Here is a 23,715-nt window from a genome sequence, read left to right as displayed (position 1 = left end):
GAGCCAGCAAGCGGCAAATCGCGCGGCCAAGGGCGCGAAGGCAACCCGCCGGCGTCGTGAGTTGCCGCTAAGCCAGCGTGATCAGGTCCAGGTAGTCTTCGTTCCAGTGGTCCTCAACCCCGTCGGGCAGCAGGACGACGCGCTCGGGGTTGAGGGCTTCGACGGCGCCTTCGTCGTGGCTGACCAGGACGACGGCGCCGGTGTAGTTCCGCAGGGCGCCGAGAATTTCTGCGCGGCTGGCGGGGTCCAGGTTGTTGGTGGGTTCGTCCAGGAGCAGGACATTGGCGCTGGACGCCACTATGGTGGCCAGGGCGAGGCGGGTCTTCTCACCGCCGGAGAGCACGCCGGCTGGCTTGTCCACGTCGTCACCGGAGAACAGGAACGAGCCCAGAATGCCGCGCACCTCTGCGTCCTTCATGTCCGGCGCGGCGGAGCGCATGTTTTCCAGGACAGTGCGGTCGTGGTCCAGGGTTTCGTGTTCCTGGGCGTAGTAGCCCACCTTGAGACCGTGGCCTGGAACGATGTCACCGGTGTCGGGCTTGTCCACGCCGGCCAGCATGCGCAGCAGGGTGGTCTTGCCGGCACCGTTGAGGCCCAGGATAACCACCTTGGAACCGCGGTCGATGGCCAGGTCCACGTCGGTAAAAATCTCCAGCGAGCCGTAGGACTTGCTGAGGCCCTCGGCGGTGAGCGGGGTCTTGCCGCACGGCGAGGGTTCCGGGAACCGGAGCGCTGCCACCCGGTCGTTTTCACGGACTGCTTCAAGTCCGCTGAGGAGGCGTTCGGCACGCTTGGCCATGTTCTGCGCAGCCACGGCCTTGGTGGCCTTGGCGCGCATCTTGTTCGCCTGGTCCATGAGGACCTGTGCCTTCTTCTCCGCGTTGGCGCGTTCGCGCTTGCGGGCGCGTTCGTCGGTCTCCCGCTGCTGGAGGTAGCGCTTCCAGCCCATGTTGTAAAAGTCGATCTGCGCCCGGTTCGCATCCAGGTGGTAGACCTTATTAACCGTTGCTTCCAGCAGTTCCACGTCGTGGCTGATCACGATCAGTCCGCCCTGGTGGCTCTTCAGGAAGTCCCGGAGCCAGGAGATCGAGTCGGCGTCCAGGTGGTTGGTCGGCTCGTCGAGCAGCATGGTTTCCGCGCCCGAGTAGAGGATGCGTGCCAGTTCCACACGGCGGCGCTGGCCGCCGGACAGGGTCTTGAGCGGCTGGTTGAGGATGCGGTCCGGCAGCGCGAGGTTGGACGAAATGGCCGCGGCTTCAGCTTCGGCGGCATAGCCGCCGCCGGAGAGGAACTCAGCTTCGAGGCGGTCGTAGCGGCCCATGGCTTTGCGCTGGACTTCGGGATCATCGCTGGCCATGTCCACCTGGGCCTTCTTGAGCTTCCCGACGACGACGTCCAGGCCGCGGGCGGACAGGATCCTGTCGCGGGCCAACTGTTCCATGTCCGGAGTGCGCGGGTCCTGGGGCAGGTAGCCGATCTCGCCGCTGCGGGTCACCTTGCCGGCGGCGGGCAGGCCCTCCCCTGCCAGGACGCGGGTCAGGGTGGTCTTGCCGGCGCCGTTGCGCCCCACGAGGCCGATTTTGTCTCCCTTATCGATGCGGAAACTCACCTGATCCATCAGGAGCCGGGCGCCGGCACGCAGTTCTAGATCCTGGACAGTAATCACAGCAGGTAAGGCCTTTCACAACAGGGAACGCCGCAGCCCGCACACGATGTTGGGAGGGAGCCGAAGCAGAGATGGCCGGACAGCGGCCCATACAAGTCTACCGGCTGGGACCATCCGCGGATAACGGTCGGTTTGCTGGTCCGAGTTCTGGGAGCGCGGCGGCGATGTCCAACGGGTGGACCTGGCGGACGGCTCGCACGACAGCCATCTTGACGCTTTCGACTCCTGGGTTGCCGCCCTGCGCGGCTTCCTGCTGCCCTGACCTACGAACCGGGCACCATATTCATACTGTCACTTGAGCTTCTTCGCCAGGCGGCCTCCCGCACACGCAACGACAGTCGCCGGCCTCGCGGAACGGCTGGGACTTGATGCCGCTTGGGTCGAGACCGACGTTCTGGAGGCCCGGACCGCGGTCGTCGGTGACTTCGACCTTGTGTACACCAGGATCGGAACCATCAACTGGCTTCCTGGGACGTTTCTTTAAGCGGAGGGTCCCGCCGGTTAGGACCAGTGACGCTGACGCACTTTTACCTGCGGAGCAGCTTGCCGCAGGACTCAGGCTGGCCTTGGCCAAGCTGTCGGCGCATCCCCGCTATTTTTGCTGCCGGCGAAGCTCCAGCAGCCCAACCACATTGACTGCCGTGAAAATGGCGCTGAAGGTGATGAGTAAATCCCGTGCCGTTGTCCAGTACGGCTCGCTGGGCTGAGCGAGCAGCGACAAGACCAGGATTAGGCCTCCCGCAAATAGTCCGCCCCTGCTAGGAAACTTTCGCTGCTGCATCTATCCGTTCACCTTCCGGGCCCCGCCGCATGGCCGTCCTTCGATGGTGTGCTGGAGCCATGCCCATGCAGATGACGCTAGGCCTCCCCCACCAGCAAATCAATGCTCTTGATCAAATCCAGAGCGTTGGCGGTTCAGTTACCCAGAAGACGGCGCTCGTGGGCGAAGGCGACCAGCTGGAGCCGGGTCCGGAGTTGCAGTTTGTCCAACACGCTGCGTAAGTGGGTTTTGATGGTGGCTTCGGAGACGAACAGGCTCCCCGCCATTTCGCCGTTGCTGAGGCCTTTGGCTGCCAGCAAAAAAACATCCCGCTCCCGCACGGACAGGACGTCGAGTACGGACAGGTCCGGGCCGGAAGCCAGGGCATTCCGGGCAGCGTGTGCGAAGAGCGAGTGGACTGATCCTGGCGCGATTACAGAGTATCCGGAGTGGACGGTGCGGATCGCTGCCAGCAGAAATTCGGGTTCCGCGCTCTTGAGCAGATACCCGCTGGCCCCCGCCTGCACCGCCTGGACCACCGCCTGGTCCCGGTTAAAGGTGGTCAGTGCAATGATTTTGGGTTTCTCCGTGCCAGCGGCCGCAGCATGCCGAACGATCCGCCGGGTCGCTTCCACCCCGTCCATCATCGGCATCCGCAGGTCCATCAGCATGACGTCAGGACTCCGCTCGATGGCCATGGCTACCGCCGGCTCCCCGTCGCCTGCCTCACCGCAAAGTTCCATGTCCTCCTGGCTCTCTATCAGCATGCGCAGTCCGGCGCGGAACAAGGGCTGGTCGTCCACCAAGGCAACGGTGATGCGTGCCCCGGCGTCAGCCACGGTAGTTGTCTTCCAAGGGAGCTGCCCCTGGCCCCGGTCTGCCGGCCGCGGCCAGCACCGGCTGAGCTCCTGCAACCGGCATACCGCCAGAAGCTGCCCCGTCTTCAGGTGCCGCCGTGTCGCCTGCTGCCCTTTCGAGGGTTCCGTAGGGGATGAAGACCGTCACCCGGAACTGTCCGCCGTCCGGGCCAGCAGTTAGCCAGCCGCCTGCCATATGGGCACGTTCGCGCATCCCTGGCAGTCCCCGTCCGGCACGGGATGAGGTCGCTTTGCCTTCGCCTTCGTCCGGGACACGCGGCATCGCCGAGGCCACGTGCAAGGTCAGGCCCGGTCCGCTCCAGTCCAGGTGGATCCGCACCTCAGTTCCGCGCCCGCCATGTTTGAGTGCATTAGTCAGGCACTCCTGGACGATCCTGAACACCGCCACTTGCTGGCCGCCGGAGAGTTCCAGTGGCGTCCCCGACTCACTGGGGTGAATCTCCAGACTTCCCCGCCGCATGCTCTCAATCAGCGGGGTGATGTCGCTCAGGCGGGGTTGCGGTGTTTCCATGCCGTTGTCACGGACTCCCTCGATCACACGCTGGGCGTCCAACAGCGCGCTGCGGGCGGAAACCGCGATAGTGTCCAGGGCATTAAGGACAGCCTTGGGCTGGTCCTTGCTCAGGTAGCGCGTTCCATCAGCTTGGGCGGCGATGACCGCCAGGGAATGGGCGAGGACGTCGTGGAGATCGCGGGCGATGCGGGTCCGTTCCTGCTCGACGATCAAGTCGATCTCCGTTTCCTTCAGACTGCTTTGGGCCAGCTCCCGGGCCCGGGACAGGCTGCCTCGCTCCTGATACAGAGCCAGGAGAAGACCAACGGCGGCGCAGGCGGCTGCGATGACCAGGAGCAGTGCGAACAGCTGCCAGCCGTACCTCATGAACATTGGCCTGTCACCAAAATGCATTGGCACGAACCATCCGACGCCTCCGCTGTATCTCCAGGAGAGCATCAGGACAGTCATGAGTGCCACGAAGACGAGATTCGCGCCGCCCGCGATGTAACGCATCCGTGGTGCTGCGGTCCAAAGAATGAACCCGAGAGCGATGAAGGAGCCCAGATAGATGGCCCAATGGTTGGCAGCCATCGGCGGGAGGGAGAAACTCAGCTGGCCGAAGAGAAGCGCTGCGGTGAGCCCCAGGGACACCAAAGGTTTCCACGAGGCTGTGGCAATAGCCAGTGTCATCAACACCAGCGGCCACCGCCCGGACCAGGTCAGCCAGGACTCACCCATCCTGCCGGCCTCAGCCACGCACCATAACGAAAAGAAGATCAAGGCCGCCACCAGCGGACCCCAGCGCCGCGCAAATTTCAAGACTGCTTCCATGCCTGCCACCATATCCGCGGCAACAGCCCGTTTCTCTCCGTATCGCTGCGATCTCAACCTGAAAGCCAACTGATTCAACCTCGGGGCCAGCTCCCCTGCCGGCCGGCAGACGGAACGAGAGACGTCAGCGGACGGCCGCGCCGTAAGCTCCGGGCCGGACAGCAGCTCGGCGATCCTTGGCCACTGCAGCTCGGCCGCCGCGTGGGAGATGAAGGCGGTGCGCTTGCCCTCGCGCAGGTCGCCCCAGCCGGCTTTGCCGGTCCGGGATTCATCGCCGTAAACACCGGTAAGGTCGTCGGCGACCTGATAGGCGATGCCAATGCAGCGGCCGTGCCGGCAAGGACCGCGCCGGCCAGCAGCGGCGCCTCGAAGGAGTACAGGGCAGTTTTCAGCTGCGCTACGGGAGCACCTCGGCAACAGGCTGGGGCCTGGGGACGAGGGGGCAAGCACGTCAAGCAGTTCGCCGACAGCGGAGGCAAAGCAGCTTTTGTCCAGAACCTCACCCAGCCGCTGCCGGGTGAGGAGGTCAACGTCCACCTCACCCATGAGTCGATGGGCGTTTGAGAGCGCGCGATCACCGGCAATCACGCCAACCGACATTTCCGTGTGTTCGGCAGCACGTTCAGGACTGCTTCCCTTGGTTATGGCGGCATTGCGGACCAGACGGGGGCGGAAGCGCTTCCCACCCACGGTGGAGGCTTTAAGGTGCTCCCACGGGTCATGGTAGTCGGGGTGCATCGCTGCGGCCCGGCCTTTGACCGGGCGAAAAAGGAGGTCAGGACATAGTTCACCAGCTGGTTGTCAGTCGAACCCGCCAATGTGGTCTCCTTGTCCATAGGTAAAGTAAAAGTGGGCTCACCATTGGAGGGAAATGAACCGCGGCGCAGAGCTGGTTGTCTTGGCGGCCGACGACGGAACCCCTGTCGGCACCGAGGACAAGGCGACCGTTCACTCCACCTCCACGCCCCTGCATCTGGCCTTTTCGACGCATGTGTACGACGACGAAGGCCGCCTCCTCATCACCCGCCGCGCCCTGTCAAAGCGGACGTGGCCCGGCGTCTGGACCAACTCCTTCTGCGGCCACCCCTGCCCGGGCGAGGCAACAGAAGATGCCGTGACACGCCGGGCAGCGTACGAGCTTGGGCTTCGCCTGGACCGCGTGGAGCTCCGCCTGCCCGACTTCCGCTATCGGGCGGTTGATGCCTCGGGAGTGGTTGAGAACGAGATCTGCCCTGTTTACACTGCCCGCGCCGCTTCCCCTCTGAATCCCCGCGATGACGAGGTGATGGAGTGGCAGTGGGTGGATCCACTCAAGATCACCGCTGCCGTCGCTGCGGCCCCGTGGGCCTTCAGTCCGTGGCTGACGCTGCAGCTGCCGCTGCTCTATCCCGAACGGTTTGGGCCCGCCGCTCAGTAATTCTTTCCCGGGTGGTCATCCCGGGTACGATGCCCGACGGCGGCCGGCGGCCCCTCCTGCAAGGGAACGGGCCGAAATGCCCACCCGCAGTCGGTGGTCGTAAGCGGTGCGTTGGGTGGGGCCGAGGCCGAAGCCGAGGTCGGCGTCGTCGTGCACGTCTGGGTCGTGGCGGTGAATCCGCTGGCAGGCCCCTTCCCAGTCCGCGCGCCGGAAGGCGCAGTTCGAGCCGAAGGGCGGCCAGTGGCTGATGGCGGCGCCCATGAACACGAAGTAGGCCTGCATGTAGCCGAGTCCGGCGAGCCATGCTCGGACCGGCCCGGCGTCGTAAAAGTCACCCGGCCCGCTCAGGAGCGCCAGGTCGGATTCGAGGGTGAAGCGGTGGGCGATGCCTTCCAGCCAGTCGCCCAGGGAACCGTGTCCGCGTCGCAGCGGACTATCACGCCACCTAGGGCCGCGTCGTGGCCGGTGGAAGCAGCGGCAGCGATCCCGGCTTCTGTCTCGCTTAGTACCGGGTACCCTGCCCTCCGGCCACGCGGGCACTGTCGTCAGACGAGTGTTGTCCACCACGATGATTTCCAGCGGAGCGACCGTTTGGGCTTTGAGTGCTTCGAGGCACCGGCCCAGGGGCCTGCGTCGTCCTTGCAGGGATGACGACGGAGAAGGACGGGTTCACGGGGTGAGCCTGACGTTCTCGCCTTGGAGGTTGGCACGGAAGCCGTCGTCCTGGACTTTGACGTCCTGCAGCACGAGGCCCTCGGGCAGGCCATCGATCTCGTGCTCGATGGTGACGAAGTTGCGGACAAGGGCGGCATTGGCTTGGGAGAGAAAGTTTGGCCCGCCAATATCGATTGAGCGCGGCTCAACAACCAGACTGCCGTCCTCCACCTCGACAGTACCGGTGGCGGTGACCCGGAGCTCGCGCCCCAGGGCCTCGACGGTGCGGACCACCGTGGCCTGACCGCCATCGGCGGCGCGGACCACGGCCCCGTCACCCAGCTCACCCGCAACAACATCGAAGGGCACGGTCGCGTCCACGGTGAGCCGCGCGGCCAGCAGCCCGTCCGGGCCGGTGGTTACGTCCTGCCCAACGGCCCGGACGTCGCGGAGGAGAGATCCCTCTGCCAACACTGTGCCGGCGTCGAGCGCAAGGTCGGCGAGCCACACCGCACCCTCGGGCAGGTCGGCGGGAGGTTGTCTTCCCGGTGTGGGCTCTGCTCGCGCCGTTGGCGCCGGCCTTGCCTCTCCCCCGCTGGCGGGGTCGCTTAGCACCCACCAGAGGATCACAACCGAGGTCCCCAGAACGAGAACCATTGCACCGGCACCGATCAGCCAGTCCTTCACGCGCGTCCACTTCACTAGGACAGTCTGAACGCTCCCGGCGTAGGACGCTAACCAAGGAGCGAGTGCTCTCGCAGGCAGGAGCGGCTTCCGGGACCAAGGCACCCCGGCAAGGCCGCAAGGACCTCGGTGTTGAGTGTGCCGAAAAAGCGCTTGTGCCGAAAAAGCGCCCGATCTTGCCGCGGCCCTGTGGCCAGCCGACGGTGGAATGGGTTGTCCGGATATGCAGCGCGACGGCGGTGCGTTCAAGGTGGTGGTTGGTGAAGTCGGAGCCGTGATCGATGTGCAGAATGTCAGGAGCGTGCAGCCTCCTCCGCGGTGCGGCCCTTGGCCCGCGCTTCGGGCAGGACCCGAAGCTTGTCAGCTATCACGACGGGATCCGAGAGCGGCCGGCCGAACCTGGTTCCGCCCTTTCGTGCAGCGGCGATCCCGGCATTGACTCGCTCGACGATCAACTCCCGCTCGTACTCCGCCACGGTCGCCAGCATGTTCAACGTCAGCCGGCCCGACCTTGTCGCAGGGTCGATGCCATCCGAGACTGACCTCAGTTGGACGCCACGTTCCCGAAGCAAATTCACGATATTACTAAGGACATCTATCAGTGACCGGCCGAGCCGGTCGATCCGCCGTACTACGACTGTGTCGCCTGGCTCCACATAGTCCAGAAGCTACTTCATCCCGGGCCGCTCGACCGCTGTCCTGCTTCCGGACGCAACATCGGCGAAAACATCACGCATTTGAACCCCCCGCGCTCACGAGTGCATCGAGCTGCAGCTTGGCGTCCTGACCCACGGTGGCAGTGTCTTGAAAAGCTGTATTTTTCTCAGACGGGGGCCTCATCTCTGCAGGCTGGTCAGCGAAGGCCAACCAGGCAACTCTGGACCTGCGTGGTCAGGCGTAGTCGCATTCTCGGATCTGTCCGTATGGAACGTCTGCGGTAAGTGCCACCGAGAACCTCCAGAAGTCATGCCGAGTCACTAGAACCCCTAGCCGGGCATCCATGGAGGCTAGAGATTGGGCTGCGGAGAGGGCTCTGTCTAGTTCAAAATCGCGCTCTTCAAGGGTTGCGACCACAAAGTCTGCTATCAACTTTTCATCCCGCATAAGTTGCTGAATTGTCATAGTTTCGCTTCCTGTTCTGTGCACTGGTCTACCAAGAGGGAATATGGAGGCCGGTTAGTGAGAGTTCCGGGGCTGCAGGATCCCTATTGCATATGACGCCTTACTGGCGCTCGAGGTCCCGGGCCCTGGACCGTGGAACAGCTGTGCTGTTACGGACAACGAATTTGGTGTCTAGTAGCTCGTGGAGGCTGTCCGGCGGTAGGGACTCTCCTGTGGTGGGCATATCATTGCCCCCGGTTTCGTTTCCCTCTGCGAAGGGCACAGTCTTCTTGGCTAGCTTTTGCAAAAGCTTTCGTGCCGCTTGTTGTCCTTGTTGCCGGGGGAACTGTTGGATGGTGGTCAGGCCGAAGGTTTCGCCGAGCTCGTGTCCGTCTATGCCGACTACAGAAAGGTCATGTGGCACCTGTAAACCGAGGTCGCGTGCAGCAAGTATGACGCCGATCGCCATTTCGTCGGAGGCGGCAAAGACAGCGGTGGGACGCTCTGGCATAGCAAGGAGGCTTCGCGCCTTGTTGTAGGCATCCTGCAGTGTGAAGTCGGAAGCTATGATCCATTCTGGTCGAACAGATGCCCCCGCTCTTTTCATCTCGTTCTCGAAGCCTGCCTGGCGCTGGTCGGTAAGTTTGAAATCCCGGTAGGGATCGATGCCCCCGCTCACATGGGCAATCCGCTCGTGCCCTAGTCCGAGAAGGTGTGCGGTAGCAAGGGACCCTGCAGCGAAATGGTCCATCCCGATCGTGGGTACGCCTGGCATCGGCCCGCCGATACCCACTACGGGGCGGCGAATTGAGAGCATGCGCGTCAACTCTTCGGGCTTCAGTTCAAGCGAAACCGGGACCACTGCGTCCAGTCGCTGTCGCATCAGGAAGTCTTCGAGTACAGCATCTTGATTGTCTCGGTCACCGAAAATGTTGTACAGGGCCAGATCGTATCCGACGGTAATAAGTTCCTCGGCGATTCCTGCCACCACTTTGGCAAAATACCAGCGGTCGACTGACGGCACGATAACGCCAATGATGCGGCTGCGCCCTGTCACCAGGCTGGAGGCATTATAGGAACGGACGAAGTTGAGTTGCTGGGCGGCAGTCAGTACCCGCTGACGCGTGCCGGCTGCCACCGAGCCGTTGCCACTGAGCGCACGGGAAGCGGTTCCCACTGAAACGCCAGCGCGGGCAGCAACTTCTTTTATGCCTGTCACAGTCATCTTTCCTGATCTCGGTGCGTCACGGTCCGCCGCAGGGGCCGTCGGTGTGGCTTCCCGTGACTTCACGGTACTGGAACAGCGACTCCGGCGTAGAAGGAAACAGGCAGTTAGGTGGTCACCCCAACTGCAAGAATGCCATGCAATCATGCACCTCTTTGCATCACTCACGTCATTGTAAACGTTTCTATAGTCCTAGATTGCCCCGTAGAGGTGATATTACGGGCTCTTGCTCGGCTTCTGCATCCGGTGTGAAGCATCAGCAATGGCTACTAGACGCAAAGATTGGAAACGCTTACACCTCCCGGTGACACCCGTCGATCCCCGCCGCCCTTTCTTATGGTGGCGCGCTGCGGCCCCTCTTTCAAAGGAGAAACAGATGAGTAGGATTCAGGGCGCTGTCGCGGTCACCGCTACCGCGATGCTGCTGTCGCCAACTCTGGCACTGCCTCCTCAACGGTAATCGCTGGAGCTCAAGGGGCGGCGGATGCAATTTTGCATCCGCCGCCCTTTCTGCTGTTTTTGATTGGCAGCCCGGAACTGTCCAGCGAGGCCAGCTGCGGTATGGTCTTGTCAATCGAGGTCGGTGCTACGGGTTTCTGGCAGAAAACTGGCCGCAGCCAAGCACGCCCGCGCGAAGGACACTCAGAAGACACAGCGCACCTCGTCGGCTGGAGCCGCTGCCGCTCAACGCCCTTTAACCAGTAACCAGCAGGAAGCCCTCCTGCGGGCGAGCAAGCTGGACTACTTCTGGCCGCCAGCGGCGGTGCCGTCGAGGGGGCGGAGGTATAGGTGGGGCCGTCTCGGAGCATGGCTCAGAGGACATTGAGCCGGCGCCGGGCAAGAGACAGCATCGCCTGGATATGGGATTTTCCTTCCACCCGCTTGCGGTCGTAATAGCCGCGCGAGGCGGAACAGGACCTCAGCGCGGAAAGCCCGGAAAGTTAAAAGGCCCGGAGAAGCCTGCGGTCGTAGCGCCTGGGTCGGTGTTTGTTGCCGCTGATCTTTCCGGAGTCCCGGGTGCCGGTGCCAGCCCAACAAGGACACCGCTTGGGCTGTCCCGTAAGGGGATCCCCAATCGGGCGCAGCGGCGTCCCTTGAGCCACCGGCTTACGGGCAGGAGAGCACAGTAGTGTCGTTTACATGACGATGCACCACGACGAGCTCGATATCAGCGTGGAAATTGTGCAACAGCTGATCTTGGACCAGTTTCCGGAGTGGAGTCACGAGGTCATTGAGCATTGTGCGGCGCTTGGCCACGGAGAGGTCTACGAGGTGTTTTCTTTCGACATCGGTCAGAGCCGGATCGAACACCTGACCGGCATCGCCGAACGTCTGCGGGAACCACAGGGCGCCTCGCGCATCCAGATGGCCCGGAACCCGAGCCGGTCGACGAGCTCGGCGCGCTCACGGTGCCGCTCCAGATCAGGAATCCCGCACGCGTCATGCGGGTTGGCGGCGGCCGCACGAGCGGACTGTCGCTCATCGGCGAAGTCGTTGTCGAGCGGCAGTTCGATGCCGAGCGCCATCCCCTCGCCGCTCCCGCGGAAATCACCGCGGGCACGAGCGAGGGCCGAGTCCTGGCCGCTGCCCATCACCGCACGGCGGTGGGGGTGGTGACCGGCTGCGTGCCACTGGTCGCGGCATCCTCGGCGGGGGTGCGGGCGGTGGCGGCCGCTATCACCATGAAGACGAGGGCGGCAGCGGTGATGACCGCGCCGATCCAGATGGGAGAGGTGTAGCCCAGACCCGCGGCGATGCCGACGCCGCCTGCCCATGCGCCAAGTGCGTTGCCCACGTTGAAAGCGCCGATGTTTGCACCCGACGCGAGGGTGGGCGCCTGACCTGCATAGTTCATGATGCGGCTCTGCAGGCCCGGGACCGTTCCAAACCCGAACCCGCCCATCAGGAACAGGGCCACGATCGTGGCGATGCCGGAACCGGCCAGGAGGCCGAACAGCGCCAGGACGACCACGAGAGCGGCGATGAAGAAGATCAGCGTGGCGTCGATCGATCGGTCGGCGAGGCGCCCGCCGAGCCAGTTGCCCACGACCAGGCCGGCGCCGAAGAGCACCAGCAGCCACGGCACGGCAGTGGTAGCGAAGCCGCTGACCTCGGTGAGAGTGTAGGCAATGTAGGTGAAGGCGCCGAACATGCCGCCGTACGCGAGGACAGTGACCGACAGCGACAGCCAGACCTGCCCCGAGCGGAGCGCCCCCAGTTCACTGCGGAGGCTAATCTTTTCTTCCGAGCTGTGCAGATTCGGCACCAGCGCCGCAACGCCGATGAAGGCGATCACGCCGATAACCGTTATGGCCCAGAAGGTCGAGCGCCATCCGAGCTGCTGGCCGAGGAAGGTGCCGAACGGCACACCGAGTACGTTCGCAGCAGTCAGGCCTGTGAACATGATGGCGATGGCGCCGGCCTTCTTCTCCGACGCAACCAGGTTCGCAGCGACGACCGAGCCGATGCCGAAGAACGCGCCGTGGCAGAGGGCGGCGATGATGCGTCCGATCATTGCCAGACCGTACCCCAATGCCATCGCCGTGAGCACATTGCCGACGATGAACAGGACGAGCAGACCCAGCAAGACGTACTTCCTGGGCAGGCGCGTGGTGGCGGCAGTCAGGAACAACGCTCCGACGACCACGGCCAGGGCATAACCGGAAATCAGCCAGCCGGCCGTGGCCTCCGTGACACCGAAGTCGGTGGCGACTTCGGGAAGCAAGCCCATAATGACGAACTCCGTGAGTCCGATCCCGAAGCTCGCGATGGCGAGGGCGATCAAACCGATAGACATACTGAGCCTTCCTGCTAAAGTAGTGAAAGTAGTTGCACACGCGTTCTTTTGCGGCGCTGGGTAAATGCTTGCATGCGCAATTAGAAAGCGCAAGCAAGCATTCTTGAGGAGGTTCACCATGGGTATCGCCGACGACGCTGTCGAGATTCGAGCGCGGGGCTGGCGAACGCTGGCCGCGCTGCACGGGCTGATCGAATCAGAGCTTGAACGCAGTCTCGGGGCAGACGCAGGCCTCTCGGTCGTGGAGTACACGGTGCTCGACGCGCTTGACCGCCAGGATGGCTGGCACATGCGGATGCAGCAGCTCGCCCGCGCCACCGCGCTCAGCCCGAGCGCGACCACGCGCCTGGTGAACCGCCTCGAAGCCCGTGGACTGCTCAATCGCGTGCTCTGCGCCGACGACCGGCGAGGCATCTACACCGAGCTCACCCCATCGGGACGCACGCTGTATGAGCGGGCCCGACCGATCCACGACCAGACTCTCGAACGCGTACTGAACGAGGCGCGAGAACAGCCAGAGCTCGCCCCCGTTGTGGAGGCCCTCCACGGCGTAGCGCTTCCCGCAGCGGGGTGACCAACTCCTCGGGCGCCGTCAGGGCGCCGAGCCCGGTTGACCCATCGCGGACACGCAGCGACTGCACCAGAGCGTCGCCGCATCGAAATCGCCGCCATCGTTCACGCACGCCACCGTAAAACCCTCCCCCTCACGGATATGCCACCACGTGTCCGGCATTCGCGGTGTCGACTACCGTCCGGCGCCAGGCCGAACCAGCAGCCAGATCCGGAGCACCGCGCCGCCGCTACATGAGCACCCAGAAACGGTCGTTTGTGATGGTTCCCCGACGGGCGACTAGTAACGCCCCGCCCTCCCAACACCGGCTCCATTCACTGCGGGAGAGGGTTCGGGCCAGTCGCCGTGATCAGTCTCTGCGGGATCCAGCCGTCAACATGGTGAATACCGTTGAACGTCCCGCCTTGCAATTCAACCACCGCGCGCAGCGGGCGCCGGTGGAACTTCACGTGAGTAAAGTCCTCAAACAGGATGTAATACGGCTCGTTCCACTGACTTTGGAACTGCTGGCCGGTCAGCGCATCGCGATGCCGGCGGGAGAACGCGTCGACCTCCTCTCCGACGACCACGCCGAAGTGCTCCATGCCCATCTTGTAAACGCGCTGGTGAACGGGCGGGATGAGCTCGATGAGCGGGATCACTTGGTCATCGAGGACGCGGAGTGGCTCCGCGAGAAGGAGCATGGACATCGGTCGCCCATTCCAAACGTTCTCCATATTGGCGATGGCGTGGCGTTCGAGCAGGGTCCGCAGGTGGACATACTGGTCCCACTCAGGCACGCGGACGGCGAGGTGGCTCAGCTCGTACGACGCGATGTCGATGCCTCGCACGAGCAGGCGGTCGCGCTGCTGGGCGGTGAACGCCCGATAGTCCCCGATGATGTCGCCCACTGGATCAACCATCATCCTCCTCCTTTACCTTAGCCGCGTTGGTTCTCATCCTTGTCGCAGCGCCGACACCGCCTGTAAACCTTCCCGTCGTCGGCATGCTCAAGTTGCCATCCGTGTCCTGCACGGCAGGTCATACATCATGGCAGCCTCCGACACAAATCACACGGCCCTGTATTCCTAATAATGGCCCTCCCACCCTCCGGAGGGAACTGGCGAAAGATGAACCCCGATTTGCGTCCCCCATCGAAAAAACCTGACTTAGTTGTTTTCGGCAGGTTGGGTGAGGCGGCGAAAGTCTCGGGACAGGTAGAGGGCGAGGGCGGCGGCGTTGTCGATATTTACGGTCACGGCCAGGGTTCTGTGTCCCGCACGGTGCAGGGCGTGCATGGCGTGCTTGAGGAGTCGTTCGGCGAGGCCCTTGCGGCGGTGATCGGGGTGGGTGAAAAGTTCTGCTACGAAGGCGGTTTCCGACCCGTGATCTCCGAGTACTCTGTTCGTGGTGACGATGGCTGCGATGATGTTCCCGTCTGCGTCAGCCGTTAAGAAGGATGCTTCGGGAATGGGGGCACCGCGGGCACCTTCGAAGATGGCCCTGATCCTGTCGGCTGCTTTTTCTGTGTTCGGATTGTAGGTCCCGTCGGCGTAGGCATGCAGATAAAGATCTGCAAGTCTCGGCACGTCCGCGGCTTTGATTCTCCGGGGGGACAGGACTGCGGGTTTGAGATCCTGCGGCTCAAGAAGTACCGCCAGTGAGATTAGAGAAACCATGACCTGACTTCCGCCGATAAAGAAATCAAACTTTGTGCACAAAAGTGTGGGTCGCTTCTGCGCCAGCGGAAGGGCTGCAGAAACGCTCCCCACATCCGTGATTTGCTTCCGCTTGGATGCTTTGTTGGCATGGTGGGCCACGTCGGGGGCCGCCGCGGGAATCAGGCCGCCGGCGTGGGGCGTCGCTCTTGCTCTGCTGCAAGGGGTGGGCCGGGGAGCGGGATGACGTCCAGTGCTTCGATGTCGAGGAGTTTGCGGGTCCCGTTTCGTCCGTCGATGATCCAAGACATAGCCATGGATGGAATGGGCGCGCTGACCCGCCCGTGGTAAATAAGCCGTCCATGGTGCCAAACTTCAATCTGGGTTCCTGGTGAAAGTTCCGTGCATGACCGAGATTCAGTCCCTGTCTGCCGTCATGATCAGGTCCTCCTAGTCTCGTCCTCGCTTCGAGCCTAGGCCCGAGAGGTTGCGGCGCCGTTTCCGTGCAGTGATGCTGCGGTTTAATGCCGTGACTTAGCGCTGGTGCTGGGAATTAAGGGTCGTCTCTCCGGATCCGCATATTGACGCTGCCCAGGGCATCGAAAGGGCGACGACGATTACGGGCCGCCGTCGTCCTTTTCCGCGTGCGGACCAAACACCGCGGCAATCATTGGGACATTCAGGGGAAACTGCCCGGGCGGACCATGACAAGCGTCCCGCCGGGGTCCTTTTGGGATATCGGTGAGGGCACCACCCGGTCGCCGCCGACATCTTGCGACTGCCTTTCCGGCTTTGAGGGGTGCGAATGCCAACGCCGTTGAACCAAAGCATGGCCGACTCCGCTGCCCAACACCCATACCGCCGTCATCTCCGGGCGCTTCCTCCGTGACCTGGCCGCCGTGTCCCGGCTGCCGGCGAAGTGCACCTGATTGGCTCGCAAGGCGCTGAGTCGGACATGGAGTTCGCACACGTACAGCCACTGGGCAACTGAAGCGGTCCTGCAGAAAGTCAGCGTTGCGCTCAAGGAAGCGGCGGGATTTCAGAAGGGCTTCTGGCTTGCACGGAAACCTGTGGCCGTGTCCATCCACACCCGTCCAGCCGCGGCGGACGTAGTGGCGGCAGTAACCGCCACCACCAGGGACATCGCACGTGAGCACGGGCTGTTCTTCATCGTGGAGGGGTCTGTCCTGGACCTGTCCGTGATGGAGCCGTGCAAAGCTGATGCCCTGGCAAACCTCAGGTCCAGGGTGGGCGCCAGCGCCGCCCTGTACGCAGCGGACGCACACAGCGACGAACTCGCCACGGCCACCTTGCGGGGCCCGGACATGGGGCTGCGCGTCGGCCCCGAGGAAACGCGTGCGGGGCACCGGCTGCGCGATCCGGAGTCCTTCGCGAGGGTCCTTGCCATCCTGTTTGAGCTGCGGCGGGCATGGCTCTTCGGCGAGGACGGCGTAGGACTGGAGCGGCACTTGATGACCGGCAACGGCACCTCCACGGCCCTGATAACGCCGGACGCCAAATCTGCTGGATGAGTACCGCCGCGCATCCCGGGCCGGGGACACCTTCGTTGTCACCAAACTGGACCCCCTCGCCCGCTCGGTGCGTGACGCCCATCAGATTGCGCCGTTTACCGCGAACTGGACCGAGCCCGCCTGAAAGAAGCACAACCGGCGGCAGCAAAACCCCGCTGCGCTGTAACGGAGAATCTGATGCAGATTGTATCCAACCCTCAGCAACGGGGGCCTGCATTAGTAGGCGCCCTACAAAATGGGCCGGCTCGCACGGCTGTAGCGTCGGAACTACCCTAGATTCCACTTGTACAAACCCGACAGGACACCCCATGAGCAACACCGACACCGCCGTCAAGAAAACATCCCCAACCGGCCGCCGCCGCTGGAACGCCACCGATCTTGGCCTCATCGCCGTCTTCGCCGCCCTCGTGGCCGGCGCCGCGCTGGTCCCCGGCCTCGCGGTCAACGGCTTCGGCGTCCCCATCACCTTCCAGACCCTGACCGTCATGCTCACCGGCCTGGTCCTCGGCCCGGGCAGGGGCTTCGCCGCCGTCGGCCTCTACGTCCTGCTGGGCCTCGCAGGCCTCCCCATCTTCAGCCAGGGCCGCAGCGGCCTCGGCATCCTGGCAGGCCCCTCCGCCGGCTACATTATCGCCTTCCCCATCGCCGCCGGCATCGTCGGATGGCTCGCCACCATAGTGATCCGCCGGACCACCAAAGCACGCGCTCTCTGGTTCTTTCTCTCCGCCATGGCCACCAGCATCCTTGTGGTGCACTCACTGGGCGTCGCCGGCATCGCCCTTAACACAAAGGCCACCCTTGGCCAGGCCTTCCTGAGCGACCTTGTCTTCTACCCCGGTGACATCGTCAAGAACATCCTCGCTGCCCTCATCGCCGTCGCCCTCCACCGCGCCTTCCCGGACATCCTGGTGCGCCGCGCCCGCCGCAGCACCCCCAAGCCCGCTGCCACGGCCTAGAGCACCCCGCCATGCCGGCCGTAACCTTTGACCACGTGACAGTCGCCGTCGAAACGGACCACTCCCCCGAGCCTAAGGTCCTCCTGGACGGAATCAACCTGCAGCTCTCCGAGAAGCGGATCGGCGTCATCGGCGCCAACGGCTCCGGGAAGTCCACCCTGCTGCGCCTGGTCAACGGGCTGGTCCAGCCCACCGCGGGCAGGGTTACGGTCGACGGCGAGGACACCGTCCGTGCCGTGCGGAAAGTCCGGCGGAATGTCGGCTTTGTCTTCACCGATCCCCTGTCCCAGCTGGTCATGCCCACCGGGCGGGAGGACGTGGAGCTGTCCCTGCGCCGCATCGTCAAGAACGGCGCCGAGCGGCGCAGGCAGGCAGAAGCAGCTTTGGACCGGCTGGGGCTGCTGCACCTGGCGGACCAGAGCATCTACGAACTGTCCGGCGGGGAGCGGCAACTGATGGCCCTGGCAGCAGTTCTTGCAGTGGATCCACAAGTACTGGTGCTGGATGAACCGTCCACCCTTTTGGACCTCCGCAACCGCGAACTCCTGCGCGCAACGCTCACCGGGCTGGAGCAGCAGGTCATCATGTCCACTCACGACCTGGAGTTGGCCCTGGACATGGACCGGGTGCTGGTCATCGAACAGGGACAGGTTGCCTTTGACGGCGCCCCCGCAGATGCCGTGGCAGCATACCGGGCACTGTGCCTGGACGGCGCACAGACCAGGCCGCGGCGATGAGGGGCCACGGCTTCCTGCTCGCCAACTACGTACCCGGGACTTCGCTCATCCACCGGGCACCGCTGGCCCTGAAATTCCTGCTGGTCTTCGGCTGCGGCCTGGCCTCGTTCATCATCGTGGACTGGCGCATGTCAGCAGCAGTACTCGCTGCCCTTAGCGGCCTTTTCCTCCTCAGCGGCACCGGACTGAAGAAGCTGTGGGGTGCCATCCGACCGCTGGCGGCCGTCCTGCTGGTCATCGGAGTTTTCCAGTGGTGGATGCTGGGCGCACCAACAGCGGCCAGGATTGTCCTGAACATCACGGTCTGCGTGGTGGCCGCATCGCTGCTGACTGCCACCACCCCGGTGCAGCGGCTCCTCGACGGCGTGGTCAAGACCGCCGCGCCCTTCAAGAGGTTCGGCGCGGACCCGGAGCGCTTCGCCCTGACCATCGGCATCATGCTGCGCAGCATCCCCTACATCGCCGGGACCTTCGCCGACGTTCGGGACTCAGCCAGGGCAAGGGGCCTGGAGCGCAACCCCCGCGCGTTGGTCCTGCCGGTGTTCATCACCTCGGTGGCCTTCGCCCGCCAGACAGGTGAGGCGCTCGCCGCCCGTGGGCTCGGCGAAGCGGAAAACTGAACGGCGGCCTACAACCGCTGGTATTCCAGCAGCGCCGCCGTCCCCATGCCGCCAGCGCTGCTGATCATGGCCAGCGCCAGGCTTCCCGGAGTCCCCGCCCGGCGCGCCTGGGCCAGCAGGCGGGTCACCAGGACAGCCCCGGACGCTCCGTAGGCGTGGCCCAAAGCCAGCGCCCCGCCGTCAAGGTTCACCCGCTCCGCGTCAATATCCAGCCCGTCAAGGCACGCAAGCGTTTGCGACGCGAAGGCCTCATTGAATTCCACCAAAGCCAGGGCATCGGCCGGCAACTCCGCTGAAGCCAGTACGTCCCGTGCCGCGGCGGCGGCGCCGACCCCCAGCACCTCCGGCTCCACTCCCGCCGTCCCGGCGCCCCGCACCAGCAGGCAGTCAGCAGCACCCATGCCCAGCGCGCGCTGCAGGGAAGTGATGACGACGGCGGAGGCGGCGTCCGCGTCGAAGCAGGAGTTCCCCGCGGTGACAGTTCCCCCGCCCACGAAGGCGGGCGGAAACCGCGCCATGACCCCAGCGTTTAGGCCACGGCGCGGGCCGTCGTCGCCGGCAACAGTCCCGGCGCCCGTCACCAGCGGAACCAGTTCGTCGTCGAAATGGCCCGCTTTGGCGGCGGCCAGGGCCAGGCGGTGGCTGCGCAGGGCAAAGGCATCCTGCCTGTCCCTGCTGATCCCGAACTTCTGGGCCACGGTCTCCGCGGCGGTGCCCATGTCCGGGTCACCGAAGCTGTGCGGCACAAACTGGGCGCGCCGGTAGAACTGCGGCACGCCGCCGTCATTGCGGTGGGCACGCAGGGGCGCCGTGCTGGTGCTCTCCACTCCCCCGGCGAGAAACAGGGGATCCCCGCCCGCGGCAACCAGCCGGGAGGCGAGGACGATGGCGTCAAGGCCCGAGCCGCACTGGCGGTCCACCGTAACCCCGGGAACAGTCACCGGCAGCCCGGCTTCCAGCAGCGCAAGGCGCGCCACGTTGCCGCCGCCGCCCACGGCGTTGCCTATCACCACGTCGCTCACAGCTCCCGGTTCGGGGCCGGCTACAGCAACCAACTCCCGGAGCACCGGCGCCAGCAGTTCATGCGCCCGCAGGCTCCGCAAAACGCCGTTGGTGCGGCACACAGGAGTGCGCCGCGCGGCGATGATCACGGGCTGCCGGCCGGCCGGGAGGAGCTCAGGCGTCAAGGGCCCTTACCCTCCGGTCCCGGGAACCAATCCACTCCAGCAGCAGGTTCCGGCTGACCTTGCCGCGCTCCGTGACGGGAAGCTCCGACAGCAGGTAATACTGAAGCGGCCTCTTGTCCCGGGGAAGGATGTCCTCAAGTCCGGCCCGTAGCTGGGTTGCAGTCAGTGCACCGTGCGAGGGAAGCACGCCGGCCACCACCCGCTGGCCGCGCAGGTCGTCAGGCATTCCGGCGGCAACGGCAGCGGACACTCCGGGCACAGCTGCCAGTGCCAGTTCAACCTCGTGCGGGTAAACGTTCTTGCCGGACGTCAGGATCATGTCCGAGCGGCGGCCCAGGATGTGCAGCTCCCCCTCCGCGAGGTACCCCTGGTCCCCCACGGTGTACCAGCCGTCAAAGGAGTTCAGGGCCTGACCGTCGTCACCCCAGAGGTAGCCGTTGCTGACCATGGCGCTGCGGACGCAGATGTTCCCCGCTTCCCCCTCCGGCAGGGGCTGCCCCGAGTCGTCCAAAATCCGCACCTTCACGCCGGGAAAGGCGCGCCCGATCCCCGTTCCGCCGAGCACCGCCAGCTGCCGCGCCGGCAGGCCCGCCCCGGATACAAAGCTGAGCTCGGACGCGCCGTAGTACTCGAAGATGGTGGCGTTGGGGGCCCAGCGGCGGGCAGCTTCGAGGGTGCGCGCGTCCAGCTTCGAGCCCGCACAGATGATGGTGCGGACCCCTGAAGCGTCCACGCAGCCTGCCAGTCCGCGTTCGCTGAGCATCCTCAGCATGGTTGGCACCAGCACCAGCCGGGTCACGTGGTCGTGCGTGATGGCCGCATGGACGTCGCCGACGTCGAAGTTCTCAAGGGTCTGGAACTCGGACCCGGCGTAAAGGCATTCCGCCAAAGCGTAGAGGTTGAGGCTGGCGGCCAGCGGGCCCGGCGCCAGCGTCACGTCGTCCTGGTGAAGCCCGAAGAATTCAATGGAAGCCTCGAATGACTCCTGCCAGGAACGCCGGGACCGGGTAAAGGCCTTTGGGACGGAGGTGGTGCCGGACGTGAGGCCGACCAGGAAGGCCGCCTCCGGCGCGCCGTCGGCAAGCTCATCATCCGGGGACACCGCGGCCGGCTGCGCAGAGGCCTCAACCCGCCGCCTGATGTCCTCCTGCAGCTGGATTGGCCACGCCGGGTCGAGGACGGCGCACTGGCGCCCTCCCGCCACCGCAGCAGCAAACCGTGCTGCAAACTCCACCGAATTGGCCTCGCAGAGCGTCGTTACTGATTTCGTATGCGGTACCAGCGCCGCTGCGGACTGCCGGAGGTCGGCCCAGGACAGGCGGCGGCCGGCCACCACCACGGCGGTGTCGTGCGGCCGTTCTTCGGCCCAGCGCTGGATACGGTTGAGGAAAGGCATCGGATCAACTTTACCGGCCGGCACGGGTTCAGCCGCGGGGCCGCGGGTAATGTGACTCTATGAGTTTCAATGACAACGTGCAGCTGGACCCATCACAGGTCCAGGACAGACGCGGCATGGGCCGCGGAGCGAAGGTAGGCGGCGGCATCGGCGGCGGGCTCATCCTGCTCATCGCCGCGCTCCTGGGAGTAAACCCGCAGTTGCTGGAAGGACTGGCCGGCACCGGGCAGCCGCCCCAGGCCGAGGGGACGGCACCCGCCTGCGAAACCGGAGCCGACGCCGACGCACGTGTCGACTGCAGGATCACCGGAACGGTAAACAGCCTCAACGCCTTCTGGCCGGCATACCTGCAGCAGTACAACGTCCGGTACCCGCAGCCGGAGACGGTCATTTTCGATCAGGCTGTCAACACCGGCTGCGGAACTGCGTCCAGCGCCGTGGGCCCCTTCTACTGCCCGGCCGACACCACCGCCTACTTCGACCCCGGATTCTTCACCGAACTTGTTAACCGCTTCGGCTCCTCCGGCGGGCCGCTGGCGCAGGAGTACGTGGTGGCCCATGAGTTCGGGCACCACATCCAGAACGTGCTGGGCAACCTCGACCAGGCGCAGCAGGACCCGCAGGGCCCTGAGTCCGGGGCGGTTCGCGTCGAACTGCAGGCCGACTGCTACGCCGGGCTGTGGGCGAAGCACGCCTCAACGCAGCCTGGACCCGGCGGCCAGCCGTTCCTGGAGGCCCTCACCCAGCAGGACCTCAACGACGCACTGTCCGCCGCGTCCGCCGTAGGCGATGACCGGATCCAGGAGGCAGCCACGGGACGGGTGACCCCGGAAGCGTGGACCCACGGCTCCAGCGAGCAGCGCCAGCGGTGGTTCTACACCGGGTACGAGACCGGCGACATCAACCAGTGCGACACGTTCAGCGCGCCTGCCCTTTAGCTCCCACGCTTAAACGCCGACGACGGCCGGTTGCCTTCCGCGGGGAAGGCAACCGGCCGTCGTCGTACTTTGGCTGTTTTAGATGTTGAAGCCGAGGGCCCGCATCTGGTCCTTGCCGTCGTCGGTGATCCGTTCCGGACCCCATGGCGGCATCCAGACCCAATTCAGGCGCCAGTCATCCACCACGCCGTCCAGGGCCTGGCCCACCTGCTCCTCGAGCACATCGGTGAGCGGGCATGCGGCGGTGGTCAGGGTCATGTCGATCAGCAGCGCGCCGTCGTCGTCGGAGTACTTCAGGCCGTAGAGCAGGCCGAGGTCCACCACGTTGACGCCGAGCTCGGGGTCGATCACGTCCTTGAGCGCCTCTTCGACGTCCTCAAGGCTCGTGCGGGCCGCGTTGATTTCGGTCATGGCAGGTGTCCTTTGTTTACTGGGCCGGTGCCGCAACGGGGGCGGCGACGGCGGAACCGGCGCCCTTGGCGTAGCGGTCGTAGCCTTCTTCTTCAAGGCGGTCGGCCAGCTCCGGACCGCCCTCTTCAACAACCTGGCCGTCCACGAACACGTGTACGAAGTCAGGCTTGATGTAGCGAAGGATTCGGGTGTAGTGGGTGATCAGCAGGGTACCCATGTTGCCCTGGGCGTGAGCGCGGTTGACACCCTCGGAGACAACCTTGAGTGCGTCAACGTCCAGGCCCGAGTCGGTCTCGTCCAGGACGGCGAACTTCGGCTTGAAGAGTTCCAGCTGCAGGATCTCCACGCGCTTCTTCTCACCGCCGGAGAAGCCCTCGTTGACGTTGCGCTGGGCGAAGTCGGCGTCAATGCGCAGCTGCTCCATGGCAGCCTTGACGTCCTTGGTCCAGGTACGCAGGGCCGGAGCCTGGCCGTCGATGGCGGTCTTGGCGGTGCGCAGGAAGTTGGTCATGGTCACACCGGGGACCTCCACCGGGTACTGCATGGCCAGGAAGACGCCGGCGCGGGCACGCTCGTCTACGCTCATCTCCAGGACATTTTCGCCGTCCAGTGTGATGGACCCGCTGGTGACGGTGTAGCGGGGGTGGCCTGCGATGGTGGATGCCAGGGTGGACTTGCCGGAACCGTTGGGGCCCATGATGGCGTGGGTTTCGCCGGTCCGGATGGTCAGGCTGACGCCCTTCAGGATCTCCTTGGTGCCCTGCTCGGTGTCAATGCTGACGTGCAGGTCCTTGATCTCAAGAGTAGACATGCTCTTCTTTCTGTTCGTTCGTAAGTCTGGTGCTGCCGGGCGCTCAGTTGTTGACTGCGGCGCCGTTCAAAACGTTGGTGACGTCCACGTAGACGTCGTCGCCGTCCAGTTCGACGGCGAACACCGGAACTGGATCGTAGGCGGGAAGCTGGAGCGGCTGGCCGCTGCGCAGGTCGAACTGGGAGCCGTGGCCCCAGCATTCGATCGCGCAGCCTTCCACGTCCCCTTCGGAAAGGGAGATGTCAGCGTGGGAGCACGTGTCCCCGATGGCGTGGATTTCGCCCATCGAATCGCGGACAACTGCTACCGGGTAGTCGTCGATCAGGATGCGCAGCGCCTGCTTGACCTGGATGTCGTTGGCGCTGCAAACCAGCTCGCCCTTGGGCTTCCCGCTCATACGTTCCTGCCGT

At 64.7% G+C, this 23,715-nt stretch carries 22 protein-coding genes and 6 pseudogenes; 9 read left to right on the top strand and 19 right to left on the bottom strand.

Annotated features, from left to right (window positions below):
- Positions 1-67: 67 nt before the first annotated feature.
- The gene (locus FDW81_RS10405) at positions 68-1,666 is read right to left on the bottom strand and encodes an ABC-F family ATP-binding cassette domain-containing protein (protein WP_138134100.1); all 1,599 of its coding nucleotides are present in this window, start codon (positions 1,664-1,666) and stop codon (positions 68-70) included.
- Between the two features lie 295 nt (positions 1,667-1,961).
- Between FDW81_RS10405 and FDW81_RS10395 the strand changes: the two genes are divergently transcribed.
- Positions 1,962-2,150: a hypothetical protein gene (locus FDW81_RS10395; RefSeq protein ID WP_240720161.1), complete on the top strand. Its 189-nt coding sequence runs from the start codon at positions 1,962-1,964 to the stop codon at positions 2,148-2,150.
- A gap of 431 nt (positions 2,151-2,581) precedes the next feature.
- On the opposite strand, the gene FDW81_RS10390 is transcribed toward FDW81_RS10395, so the two are convergent.
- From FDW81_RS10390 to FDW81_RS18715, 3 genes and pseudogenes are all read right to left on the bottom strand, one after another.
- Positions 2,582-3,265 carry a response regulator transcription factor gene (locus tag FDW81_RS10390; protein ID WP_138134099.1) on the bottom strand — a complete coding sequence of 228 codons (684 nt, stop codon included), beginning with the start codon at positions 3,263-3,265 and terminating at the stop codon, positions 2,582-2,584.
- Positions 3,258-4,631 (bottom strand): sensor histidine kinase, encoded by a 1,374-nt coding sequence (locus tag FDW81_RS10385; RefSeq protein WP_240720160.1) that lies wholly within the window; start codon positions 4,629-4,631, stop codon positions 3,258-3,260. Before FDW81_RS10385 ends, FDW81_RS10390 begins: the two co-directional genes overlap by 8 nt.
- Positions 4,632-4,883: 252 nt before the next feature.
- Positions 4,884-5,177, bottom strand: a pseudogene (locus tag FDW81_RS18715) (polyprenyl synthetase family protein); the annotation flags it as partial.
- Positions 5,178-5,502: 325 nt separating this feature from the next.
- Here FDW81_RS18715 and idi point away from each other — a divergent pair.
- Positions 5,503-6,048: an isopentenyl-diphosphate Delta-isomerase gene (gene idi, locus FDW81_RS10380; protein ID WP_138134097.1), complete on the top strand. Its 546-nt coding sequence runs from the start codon at positions 5,503-5,505 to the stop codon at positions 6,046-6,048.
- A gap of 15 nt (positions 6,049-6,063) precedes the next feature.
- On the opposite strand, the gene FDW81_RS10375 is transcribed toward idi, so the two are convergent.
- From FDW81_RS10375 to FDW81_RS10335, 8 genes and pseudogenes are all read right to left on the bottom strand, one after another.
- Complete coding sequence (locus FDW81_RS10375) at positions 6,064-6,615, bottom strand: hypothetical protein (RefSeq protein WP_138134096.1); 552 nt, start codon at positions 6,613-6,615, stop codon at positions 6,064-6,066.
- 102 nt (positions 6,616-6,717) lie between these two features.
- Positions 6,718-7,404, bottom strand: coding sequence for an LmeA family phospholipid-binding protein (locus FDW81_RS10370; protein ID WP_240720156.1), 687 nt, complete (start codon positions 7,402-7,404; stop codon positions 6,718-6,720).
- 68 nt (positions 7,405-7,472) lie between these two features.
- Positions 7,473-7,684, bottom strand: a pseudogene (locus FDW81_RS18460) (transposase); the annotation flags it as partial.
- A pseudogene (locus tag FDW81_RS10360) lies at positions 7,680-8,226 on the bottom strand (recombinase family protein). The pseudogenes FDW81_RS18460 and FDW81_RS10360, both read right to left, overlap by 5 nt.
- A gap of 382 nt (positions 8,227-8,608) precedes the next feature.
- Entirely contained in the window at positions 8,609-9,712 is a 1,104-nt protein-coding gene (locus tag FDW81_RS10350) for a LacI family DNA-binding transcriptional regulator (protein ID WP_370278921.1), read from the bottom strand.
- Positions 9,713-10,524: 812 nt separating this feature from the next.
- Positions 10,525-10,751, bottom strand: a pseudogene (locus FDW81_RS10345) (transposase); the annotation flags it as partial.
- A gap of 253 nt (positions 10,752-11,004) precedes the next feature.
- Positions 11,005-11,238 carry a hypothetical protein gene (locus FDW81_RS10340; RefSeq protein ID WP_138134094.1) on the bottom strand — a complete coding sequence of 78 codons (234 nt, stop codon included), beginning with the start codon at positions 11,236-11,238 and terminating at the stop codon, positions 11,005-11,007.
- A 65-nt stretch (positions 11,239-11,303) separates the two neighbouring features.
- Complete coding sequence (locus FDW81_RS10335; RefSeq protein ID WP_138134093.1) at positions 11,304-12,509, bottom strand: MFS transporter; 1,206 nt, start codon at positions 12,507-12,509, stop codon at positions 11,304-11,306.
- Positions 12,510-12,627: 118 nt separating this feature from the next.
- Between FDW81_RS10335 and FDW81_RS10330 the strand changes: the two genes are divergently transcribed.
- Positions 12,628-13,083 carry a MarR family winged helix-turn-helix transcriptional regulator gene (locus FDW81_RS10330; protein WP_138134092.1) on the top strand — a complete coding sequence of 152 codons (456 nt, stop codon included), beginning with the start codon at positions 12,628-12,630 and terminating at the stop codon, positions 13,081-13,083.
- A 311-nt stretch (positions 13,084-13,394) separates the two neighbouring features.
- Here FDW81_RS10330 and FDW81_RS10325 read toward each other — a convergent pair whose 3' ends face one another.
- Together FDW81_RS10325 and FDW81_RS10320 are read right to left on the bottom strand one after the other, a co-directional pair.
- Positions 13,395-13,985: a VOC family protein gene (locus FDW81_RS10325; protein ID WP_138134091.1), complete on the bottom strand. Its 591-nt coding sequence runs from the start codon at positions 13,983-13,985 to the stop codon at positions 13,395-13,397.
- A gap of 243 nt (positions 13,986-14,228) precedes the next feature.
- Positions 14,229-14,738, bottom strand: coding sequence for a GNAT family N-acetyltransferase (locus FDW81_RS10320; RefSeq protein WP_138134090.1), 510 nt, complete (start codon positions 14,736-14,738; stop codon positions 14,229-14,231).
- An 821-nt stretch (positions 14,739-15,559) separates the two neighbouring features.
- On the opposite strand from FDW81_RS10320, the pseudogene FDW81_RS18710 reads away from it, so the two are divergent.
- From FDW81_RS18710 to FDW81_RS10295, 5 genes and pseudogenes are all read left to right on the top strand, one after another.
- A pseudogene (locus tag FDW81_RS18710) lies at positions 15,560-16,287 on the top strand (trehalase-like domain-containing protein); the annotation flags it as partial.
- Positions 16,260-16,340, top strand: a pseudogene (locus tag FDW81_RS18455) (recombinase); the annotation flags it as partial. The pseudogenes FDW81_RS18710 and FDW81_RS18455, both read left to right, overlap by 28 nt.
- Before the next feature lie 217 nt (positions 16,341-16,557).
- Entirely contained in the window at positions 16,558-17,205 is a 648-nt protein-coding gene (locus FDW81_RS10305; RefSeq protein WP_138134089.1) for a biotin transporter BioY, read from the top strand.
- A gap of 11 nt (positions 17,206-17,216) precedes the next feature.
- Positions 17,217-17,942: an energy-coupling factor ABC transporter ATP-binding protein gene (locus tag FDW81_RS10300; protein ID WP_138134088.1), complete on the top strand. Its 726-nt coding sequence runs from the start codon at positions 17,217-17,219 to the stop codon at positions 17,940-17,942.
- The gene (locus tag FDW81_RS10295) at positions 17,939-18,562 is read left to right on the top strand and encodes an energy-coupling factor transporter transmembrane protein EcfT (RefSeq protein WP_138134087.1); all 624 of its coding nucleotides are present in this window, start codon (positions 17,939-17,941) and stop codon (positions 18,560-18,562) included. Before FDW81_RS10300 ends, FDW81_RS10295 begins: the two co-directional genes overlap by 4 nt.
- 8 nt (positions 18,563-18,570) lie before the next feature.
- Here the strand turns inward: FDW81_RS10295 and FDW81_RS10290 are convergent, their stop codons facing one another.
- Positions 18,571-19,749 (bottom strand): thiolase family protein, encoded by a 1,179-nt coding sequence (locus FDW81_RS10290; RefSeq protein ID WP_138134086.1) that lies wholly within the window; start codon positions 19,747-19,749, stop codon positions 18,571-18,573.
- Entirely contained in the window at positions 19,739-21,145 is a 1,407-nt protein-coding gene (locus tag FDW81_RS10285; RefSeq protein WP_138134085.1) for a class I adenylate-forming enzyme family protein, read from the bottom strand. The genes FDW81_RS10290 and FDW81_RS10285 overlap by 11 nt, the downstream gene beginning before the upstream one ends.
- Positions 21,146-21,204: 59 nt before the next feature.
- On the opposite strand from FDW81_RS10285, the gene FDW81_RS10280 reads away from it, so the two are divergent.
- Positions 21,205-22,083, top strand: coding sequence for a neutral zinc metallopeptidase (locus FDW81_RS10280; RefSeq protein WP_138134084.1), 879 nt, complete (start codon positions 21,205-21,207; stop codon positions 22,081-22,083).
- A gap of 78 nt (positions 22,084-22,161) precedes the next feature.
- Here the strand turns inward: FDW81_RS10280 and FDW81_RS10275 are convergent, their stop codons facing one another.
- The 3 genes from FDW81_RS10275 to FDW81_RS10265 are packed head-to-tail and all read right to left on the bottom strand — an operon-like array spanning position 22,162 to position 23,702.
- A complete protein-coding gene (locus tag FDW81_RS10275) occupies positions 22,162-22,494 on the bottom strand; it encodes a metal-sulfur cluster assembly factor (protein WP_138134083.1) in 333 nt (110 codons plus the stop codon).
- 16 nt (positions 22,495-22,510) lie between these two features.
- On the bottom strand, positions 22,511-23,305 hold the full coding sequence (sufC, locus tag FDW81_RS10270; RefSeq protein ID WP_138134082.1) for a Fe-S cluster assembly ATPase SufC: 795 nt from the start codon (positions 23,303-23,305) through the stop codon (positions 22,511-22,513).
- Positions 23,306-23,348: 43 nt separating this feature from the next.
- On the bottom strand, positions 23,349-23,702 hold the full coding sequence (locus FDW81_RS10265; RefSeq protein WP_138134081.1) for a non-heme iron oxygenase ferredoxin subunit: 354 nt from the start codon (positions 23,700-23,702) through the stop codon (positions 23,349-23,351).
- Positions 23,703-23,715: the final 13 nt, after the last annotated feature.

Source organism: Pseudarthrobacter sp. NamB4 (genome assembly GCF_005796185.1).
GTDB lineage: Bacteria > Actinomycetota > Actinomycetes > Actinomycetales > Micrococcaceae > Arthrobacter.
The sequence above is the reverse complement of the archived record's forward strand: the minus strand, read 5'-3'. Positions and strand labels throughout refer to the sequence as shown.

Bases quoted from the DNA above. Each gene is read 5' to 3' on its own strand.
- sufC (WP_138134082.1), bottom strand. From the start codon at position 23,305: ATGTCTACTCTTGAGATCAAGGACCTGCACGTCAGCATTGACACCGAG.
- FDW81_RS10340 (WP_138134094.1), bottom strand. From the start codon at position 11,238: ATGGCGCTCGGCATCGAACTGCCGCTCGACAACGACTTCGCCGATGAG.
- FDW81_RS10295 (WP_138134087.1), top strand. From the start codon at position 17,939: ATGAGGGGCCACGGCTTCCTGCTCGCCAACTACGTACCCGGGACTTCG.
- idi (WP_138134097.1), top strand. From the start codon at position 5,503: ATGAACCGCGGCGCAGAGCTGGTTGTCTTGGCGGCCGACGACGGAACC.
- FDW81_RS10335 (WP_138134093.1), bottom strand. From the start codon at position 12,509: ATGTCTATCGGTTTGATCGCCCTCGCCATCGCGAGCTTCGGGATCGGA.
- FDW81_RS10325 (WP_138134091.1), bottom strand. From the start codon at position 13,985: ATGATGGTTGATCCAGTGGGCGACATCATCGGGGACTATCGGGCGTTC.
- FDW81_RS10385 (WP_240720160.1), bottom strand. From the start codon at position 4,631: ATGGAAGCAGTCTTGAAATTTGCGCGGCGCTGGGGTCCGCTGGTGGCG.
- FDW81_RS10265 (WP_138134081.1), bottom strand. From the start codon at position 23,702: ATGAGCGGGAAGCCCAAGGGCGAGCTGGTTTGCAGCGCCAACGACATC.
- FDW81_RS10275 (WP_138134083.1), bottom strand. From the start codon at position 22,494: ATGACCGAAATCAACGCGGCCCGCACGAGCCTTGAGGACGTCGAAGAG.
- FDW81_RS10280 (WP_138134084.1), top strand. From the start codon at position 21,205: ATGAGTTTCAATGACAACGTGCAGCTGGACCCATCACAGGTCCAGGAC.
- FDW81_RS10300 (WP_138134088.1), top strand. From the start codon at position 17,217: ATGCCGGCCGTAACCTTTGACCACGTGACAGTCGCCGTCGAAACGGAC.
- FDW81_RS10330 (WP_138134092.1), top strand. From the start codon at position 12,628: ATGGGTATCGCCGACGACGCTGTCGAGATTCGAGCGCGGGGCTGGCGA.
- FDW81_RS10320 (WP_138134090.1), bottom strand. From the start codon at position 14,738: ATGGTTTCTCTAATCTCACTGGCGGTACTTCTTGAGCCGCAGGATCTC.
- FDW81_RS10350 (WP_370278921.1), bottom strand. From the start codon at position 9,712: ATGACTGTGACAGGCATAAAAGAAGTTGCTGCCCGCGCTGGCGTTTCA.
- FDW81_RS10285 (WP_138134085.1), bottom strand. From the start codon at position 21,145: ATGCCTTTCCTCAACCGTATCCAGCGCTGGGCCGAAGAACGGCCGCAC.
- FDW81_RS10305 (WP_138134089.1), top strand. From the start codon at position 16,558: ATGAGCAACACCGACACCGCCGTCAAGAAAACATCCCCAACCGGCCGC.